Origin of the sequence: uncultured Helcococcus sp. (genome assembly GCF_946998255.1) — a bacterium.
In the GTDB taxonomy this organism is placed as follows: Bacteria; Bacillota; Clostridia; order Tissierellales; family Peptoniphilaceae; genus Helcococcus.
Map to the genome: position 1 here is coordinate 1 of NZ_CAMPYN010000055.1, position 6979 is coordinate 6979.

A 6979-nucleotide genomic window follows, 5' to 3' on the forward strand; every position below is an offset into this window, starting at 1 on the left:
GAACCCGGGATACCACCGTGAAAGGGTGGTGTCTTAACCGCTTGACCACAGGGCCACAACCTGCGACTTTATAAGTATATAATACTAAAAATATTTTGTCAAATATTTTTTTGTATTTATTTTTATAAAATCTTTTAAGCTCTAGTAGCTTTTATCAAGTACTCATATATAATACATAATATATTATGCTTTGTCAAATATTTTTTTGTTCTACTTAAATCGGCTTATTATCTTACTTATATAATGGTATCTTTCTTTTTCTTCTGTCTTTATTTCTATTTTTTCTTCCGTTAAAACTTTTATTAATTCTTTTTTATCAAGTTTTTCATTTATTTTATTTATTAAGTTGAAAATATTATTTAACTTCGGATCTTCTTTATAGTTAGTTTCTACCACTATATTCTTAATTAAATTTTCAAAACTATCTGTACTTTCTTCTTTTTCTAGAATGCTATAATATAGTTTATTGTTATTTATATAGATTTCTTTAATATTTAAGTTTATATCTGTGTCGTATATCATATAATTATTGAAATTCAAGAAATCCTTAAGTATATTATCTATGAGAAATTTTACTCCTACATAGTCTAATCCCCTACTGATATATGTCGATAAAACTTCTGCACCATCTATTTTTTCAGCTAATTGATCTAATTTGTTATTTTTAATTATCTTATCTATAAATATATTTCTATTCATTAATAAACCTCTTTAATCGTATCATATAATACTTATCTTCTTTCTTTATGAAACTAATTCCTTCCTCATTAAATGGATAGATTTCACCTTCTACTTCTTTTATTACTTTCAGGTTTTTATTTATTATCTTATATCCACCATTTTCCTTTATAACTCCTATATCATTTGAAAATGAATATGCTTGGCTGAATCCTTTATCACCTACACTTTTATAATCTTGATCTATATAGGTCCACTTGTTTTTATTTTTTACAGCTATATATTGACCATATGAAAAATCTATATCATCATATTCTTCTGAATACTTTTCTTTAGTAATATCATATATCTTATATTTATTGGACTTAACAATAACTTTATTATCATAAATTGCATTATTTCTATCATCAACTTTAATGCCTTGTCCTTCAATACTATTTATAGAGCTAAAATTTGTGTCGATTAGTTTAACGCCATTATCAACAACAACAGCTTTATTTTCTATAAAGTTTGATGCCTTCTTATATGCTTTTGACTTATTGATAGAAGACCTATCAATATAGATTTGTCCACTAGCAGTCTTTTTTACTATATAAGGATGCTGGAAACTAAAGTATTCTACCCCATCAAAATGTGCTCTTATATCATTTTTCTCATCAATTACCAAGGTGTTTCCTTGATTTATTACTGTTAAATAAGGAGAATTCCATCCTAAAATATCTTCATTTTTACTAGAGTGTTTAATTTTTCCTTTATTTGTTATTAGATACCAAAAATCATCTTTTTTACCTATATATTCCTTACAATCATTTAATGTGTATCTTATTTGATCAAAAGATTCCCCATATACCACATAATCAGATAGATACTTATCCATATATTTGCTTTTAAGTTCTTCATCTAATTTAAGAAAAAACTTGTTGTATTCCTTATACATTTCCTTATTGTCTAAAATTTTTAATATATTTTCTTGTATCTTATGTTTTTTCTCTCTAGGGATTTTATATAAATCAAAATCTTCAATACTCATATTAATAGCTGTATTAAATTCTTCCAAAGCTAAATAACTCTCAGCTATCATTAAGACATCTTCCTTTAATAAATCTTCTTTGTTCAATTTTCCAAACTCTTTTATAGCATCTTTATAAAGTTTTTTATCATAAAAAGCTTGAGCGTAGTTTCTTTGTTTAACTATATAATTAGACTTGTTTCTATAAGTTAAAACTACAACTGCGGATATTATTAAAAGGATGCTTAGAATTGCAAGATTTAAAATTTTTCTCATAACTACCTCAAATTAATAAATATGATAATAAAATAAATGGACCTAGGGGGAACTTATATGATTTTTCTTTTTTCATTACCAAAAAATATATTCCTGTTAAAAATATTATTATTGATAATATTAATAGTAACTGTATTAAAAAGACTCCTCCCTTAACTATAAAAATAGCAGATAGAAGCTTTACATCCCCCATTCCAAGACCTAGGTCCATCATTGATAAAACAAATAGAAAAGATAAAAATATTAGGGGTATGAAATCGAGTTTTAGAGGGCTTTGATTAATATCTAATATTTTAATTGATATTAATAATAAAACTAAAAAGTTAGGTATAATATATTCTTTGATATCAATTATCGATATTATAAGTAAAATACTTAATATAAAATAATCTTTAGTTGGATATAAAACATAGAATAAAGATGATATTACTAATTGAAAGTAAAATATTTTTTTAGACATATAAAAATTTTCATCTAAGTATTTTTTAAATATTATTGTTAGAAACATCCAAAGCCCTTTCCATGTAAATAAATTCTATATTTCCGATTTGTCTTATTTCATTCATATAAGATGCTAAGTCTGTTCTAGCTAGTGCCTCTTCCGGTAATACTATAAGGAGCTTAGAATTTTTCCCTTTATATTCTCCCTTATATTTAGAAATATTTTCTAACATTTTATTATGATATATAGATAGCTGTTTTATAAAATCTTCCTTTAATAAATATTTTCCAGAAGTCTCTTGGGAATAAGTAGACTTAAATATGTTTAAGGAATAAACTTCAACCAAACTATCACTTTCTTCATCATAGAAATCCAAACCATTACCAGTTTCAATAGGATTATTTGATTTATCTCGTAATAATTTAGCAAAATATCTACCTCTTTCAAAGTTAGTTTTTTGCCATATACTATCATTTATTGTATTCTTAATGTAAAGATTCTCTACGGGACTTGCTAATAAGTAATTTTGCTCCACTTTGTTTTCAAAAGAAAACATAGAAAATTTATCTAATTTATAGCTATAAATTAAAGATATTTCTATGTTATTTCCATCTTCAAAAATTTTAAGCTTGCTTATTTCAAAGTCTTTTTCTTTAACTAAGTTAGATTTGTACAAATTATGATTTATCTTATCCAACTTAGCCAAAAACATTCTTTTTACAAAATCTTTAGTGATATTTTTTTTAATTAAGTTATAAGAATCCTCTTTTGCCTGGTTAGATAACTTATTGAATACATTAGGTAAATTTATTTGGCCATCACTTAATTCTTCACTTATTAGGTCTTTGTAAATACTTGAATCAAAAGATTTAGTAGCTAGATCTTTTGAATGATTTGCTGAATCTACAATTTGCATAAGTAAATTTAATTCTTGACCCGTTTCATAAAGACTTTTTCTTGTATAAGATTCAAACATGATGCTATAAGCAACACTATTTACAATAAAATAGGAAATAACAAAAACTATAAAGACTAAGCTAGCTTCAATACTTATTGCCCCACTGTTTCGTGACTTCGTCATATAATTCTCCTACATCATCTTCCTTGCTAGTTACTAATAAAATAAGTACTTTTCCTCTCTTATTTCTTAGCTTAATTTTCGAGGATTTAAAATCACCAATATTACTTGATAAGTTATATTCATCATTTGACATTTTTTCTAAGCTATATTTTCCATCCAAAGGGAAATCTTTAACATTATAAAAATTTAGACCATTAATAAGCTCTTCTTGCAAGTCTTCATTTTCGTCTATTTCTCTTACAAAGATTATATTCTTATAATCCGTAAAGTAAATTCCATAGCTTCCATTTTTTTCTGCATAATGTTTAGGTACTTGTAAATCCATAATTTCCTGAGAAAAATCTGTATAAGCATATTGGCTCATATCTTTATAATCTTCTTTTTTGTCACTAATATCATTTGCACAGCCGCTTAATATAAAAGCTAAAAGCAAAATCAATATTTTCATTAGTAAGCCCCCCTTTTCTTCTCTTCAATTTGACCTATGTTTATATATTCTTTTAAAAAATTAGTATTTATTTTAATGGTCGAATTTAATTCAAAACTAACTATAATATTCGAGATACTAAAATTAGGACTAGCTTTCGAAATTTCGTGATCCATAACTAGTAAAGCTCTTTTAAGTATAGAATCTTGGTCGGAACTAGATAATCTAAATAATGTTAAAGCAAATAAGTAGTCTTTATAATTAAAAGTTAAGCCACTTTTATTTGCTGATGAATTATTGTAATCTCCACCCAAGTCACCTATATACTGACTAATCGCCTTATCTAAAGACTCTTTCATTTTAATCTTATTATCGGATAAGGCCCCATTAATATTAGTTTTTAATCTTTCATTAACAGACCTAGTCTTTGATTTAACCTTATTCTCTATATCCTTTACTAGAGAATTAAAATAAGCAAGTATGGTATTTTCTTCAATACTTTGAAATTCGTTTAATACTTTGTTTTTTATATAAACAAAGACATCTTTTTTTATATTAAGAATTAGGTCGGATTCTCCACTTATATTTTTTTCTATATTATCTAAAACATTAATTAGCTCTTGCTTAATATCAGTAGTTTCCATACCTAAAGTATTTACCAACAAATTTTGTATAGGATTTAGAAATTCAGCTACGATTTGTTGGCTTATACCATCAATAGTTTGTTTAGTAAATTCATTTACCCTATCTTCTATAGAATCTAAAGAATCTGTTGAATAATCCTCTATCGTTTCATAAATATTGTCCAGGGCTGAAGAAGTTATTTTTGATAAATTATTGGCTATAATATTATCTAAGTTACTTAAAGACACCTGCCAAGAAGCTTTGTTCTTAAAGGCGACTAGATTTTCTGCCTTGTTTAAGGTTGATATATCTATAAAACTTTCACCAACACTCATTCCTGCTAATAATAATGATCTCAATATGGGCACTCCAAAGCCAGTCCATCCACCTATTGCCGTCGCGACCATAGTCGCTTCTCTAGTCAGGTCGGCATTGGTGTATGCATACAAAGAATTTAACAAAAATCTAATAGAAAAAATTGAAGCTTGTATTATGTTTTCATTTTTAGATAAGGAATTATGTCCAAATAAAATATATTCTAACTGACTATTAAAGTCATTTACGCTTAACTTGTCGGAAAATTTATCTACTAAATACATAGAAATTAAGATATTATCTTTTGAAGTATTGACCTTTTCTGGAATTATAGTATCTGTTTTCTTTAGAATATTTTTGTAAGAATCATAATTTTCTATATTATCTAAGTTGCTATCAATATCGATTGTGAAATTATCTAAAAGATTTTTTTGATTTTCATTTATATAATTCTCAGCATACTTTTTTGAATCATTTTTTATTTCTTTAGACTTTTTAGCTAAGTTTTTTATCTTTTTCCTGTTCTCTTTAGCTTCCTTTTTCTTTTCTTTATCTCCTTCAGTTTTTTCTCCTTGATTAATAAGTTTTTTATATATCTTATAATTTCCTAATAAGGGAAGTTTTTTTAGGTCTCTATTTGATGTGTTTATTTGATGGTAACTGTTAATCAGATCATCTTCTTTCAAATATTCATTATTAGTTTCTATAAATGAAATTACATCACTAATATTGTTCTCATTTTCTTCTAGTTTTCCTAATAATTTATCAATATTTTCTTTATTAAAATCTAAATTAGCGCTATTAAGTTCTGCTTTAATATTATTTTGAATTTCCTTATTTTTAACTTTTGATAGTTCCTTATTTAGATCTTCTAATCGTAAATTAGACTTATAAATAGCTTCATCAAGTTTTTTAAGGTCTTTAATAATTGATGCATACACCTTATTCATATCACTTAGTTCTCTTAACTCTTTGTTTTTATCATCCTTAAATCTTAAAATTATATTTGATATTTCTTCATTTTTTTCTTCGTCTTCACCAGCTACACTATCAATTTCTTCCATTAATTTTGTGTAATCCTTGGCTTGATTTTCTATTATTTTATTGATTTCCTCGACTCTTTCCTTGTATGATATGAAATTTTCAGCTATTTTCTCAATATCTAGATTTATTTTAGAATACTCTTTTTCATAATCATATTTTTTATCTAATAACTTGCTATAGCTTTTAGATTCTGACATCATGTTGACTAAATTGTATATTCCGTTGCCAAAATCATAGCTTGCTTTTAGACTCATATAATCAATTATTTGCTTTTTGAAATTATCTGTATTTATTAGTAGGTCTTTATCATGTATATCTAAATTCAAATATTCTAAATGAGACTTATAAAAAGTACTATAATTATCTTCAATATTAGATTTAGCAATAAAATTAGCATACTCCTCTAGGTAAGATTGATCTTTATCTATACCTAAAATGTTGTATTTTTCATAAAGATCCTTGTTATAATTTGATAAGATCGAATCCACTACTATATCATTAGATATTCTAAGATGGTTTTTAGCAGCACTAATTTTGCTGGTATCTATAGTAAGCAAGGCAAAAGTATAGACAGGCAATATAATTAAGGCTAAAAATATAGATACAAAACCCTGTATATTTTTTTTCATTTTAATTACCTACCTACCATCTTTTCTATAAGAGGATTTTTAGAAGTAAATATATCGCTTAACTTTATTCCCCCTATTTCTTTGTCATTAAATTCCTTATATATAAAATTTACAAAATCTATTTTTCTTTTTGAATCAATAAGGTATAGCTTTGAAAAATTATACTTGTTAGCTTCCGAGTCCTGACTGACACTAATAGTATTTTTAAACATATTTTCCTTACTTTCTAGATCTATTGGTTTTTGTGAAAGACGACTTAATTTTGTATTTAGATCTATTTCAGCATTAGTCAGTAATTTTTGGTCTATCTTTTTCCATATTTCAAAATCTTCTGAAACCTGGTCCATTATTATGCTTGTTTTATAGTATATATTTTCACTTGCGATTGATTTGTTTACAGTTTTAAGAGAAATTATAAATAATAAACTAAGTAAAAGAAATAAGAAAGGCATTA

Annotated in this window: 7 protein-coding genes; all 7 read right to left on the reverse strand. The window is 25.5% G+C overall.

Features of this window, described 5'->3' with window-relative positions; translation table 11 throughout:
• Positions 1 to 210: 210 nt before the first annotated feature.
• Complete coding sequence (locus Q0U66_RS04905; RefSeq protein WP_297378109.1) at positions 211 to 699, reverse strand: hypothetical protein; 489 nt, start codon at positions 697 to 699, stop codon at positions 211 to 213.
• A complete protein-coding gene (locus tag Q0U66_RS04910; RefSeq protein ID WP_297378112.1) occupies positions 692 to 1963 on the reverse strand; it encodes a hypothetical protein in 1272 nt (423 codons plus the stop codon). The genes Q0U66_RS04905 and Q0U66_RS04910 overlap by 8 nt, the downstream gene beginning before the upstream one ends.
• Before the next feature lie 7 nt (positions 1964 to 1970).
• On the reverse strand, positions 1971 to 2423 hold the full coding sequence (locus tag Q0U66_RS04915) for a prepilin peptidase (protein WP_297378115.1): 453 nt from the start codon (positions 2421 to 2423) through the stop codon (positions 1971 to 1973).
• A gap of 25 nt (positions 2424 to 2448) precedes the next feature.
• Complete coding sequence (locus Q0U66_RS04920) at positions 2449 to 3486, reverse strand: hypothetical protein (protein WP_297378118.1); 1038 nt, start codon at positions 3484 to 3486, stop codon at positions 2449 to 2451.
• On the reverse strand, positions 3449 to 3934 hold the full coding sequence (locus tag Q0U66_RS04925) for a hypothetical protein (RefSeq protein ID WP_297378121.1): 486 nt from the start codon (positions 3932 to 3934) through the stop codon (positions 3449 to 3451). Before Q0U66_RS04925 ends, Q0U66_RS04920 begins: the two co-directional genes overlap by 38 nt.
• On the reverse strand, positions 3934 to 6525 hold the full coding sequence (locus Q0U66_RS04930) for a DUF5702 domain-containing protein (protein ID WP_297378124.1): 2592 nt from the start codon (positions 6523 to 6525) through the stop codon (positions 3934 to 3936). Before Q0U66_RS04930 ends, Q0U66_RS04925 begins: the two co-directional genes overlap by 1 nt.
• 5 nt (positions 6526 to 6530) lie before the next feature.
• The coding region (locus tag Q0U66_RS04935; RefSeq protein ID WP_297378126.1) for a hypothetical protein at positions 6531 to 6979 on the reverse strand (449 nt) is incomplete at its 5' end.

Bases quoted from the DNA above. Each gene is read 5' to 3' on its own strand.
- Q0U66_RS04925 (WP_297378121.1), bottom strand. From the start codon at position 3,934: ATGAAAATATTGATTTTGCTTTTAGCTTTTATATTAAGCGGCTGTGCA.
- Q0U66_RS04910 (WP_297378112.1), bottom strand. From the start codon at position 1,963: ATGAGAAAAATTTTAAATCTTGCAATTCTAAGCATCCTTTTAATAATA.
- Q0U66_RS04905 (WP_297378109.1), bottom strand. From the start codon at position 699: ATGAATAGAAATATATTTATAGATAAGATAATTAAAAATAACAAATTA.
- Q0U66_RS04930 (WP_297378124.1), bottom strand. From the start codon at position 6,525: ATGAAAAAAAATATACAGGGTTTTGTATCTATATTTTTAGCCTTAATT.
- Q0U66_RS04920 (WP_297378118.1), bottom strand. From the start codon at position 3,486: ATGACGAAGTCACGAAACAGTGGGGCAATAAGTATTGAAGCTAGCTTA.
- Q0U66_RS04915 (WP_297378115.1), bottom strand. From the start codon at position 2,423: ATGTCTAAAAAAATATTTTACTTTCAATTAGTAATATCATCTTTATTC.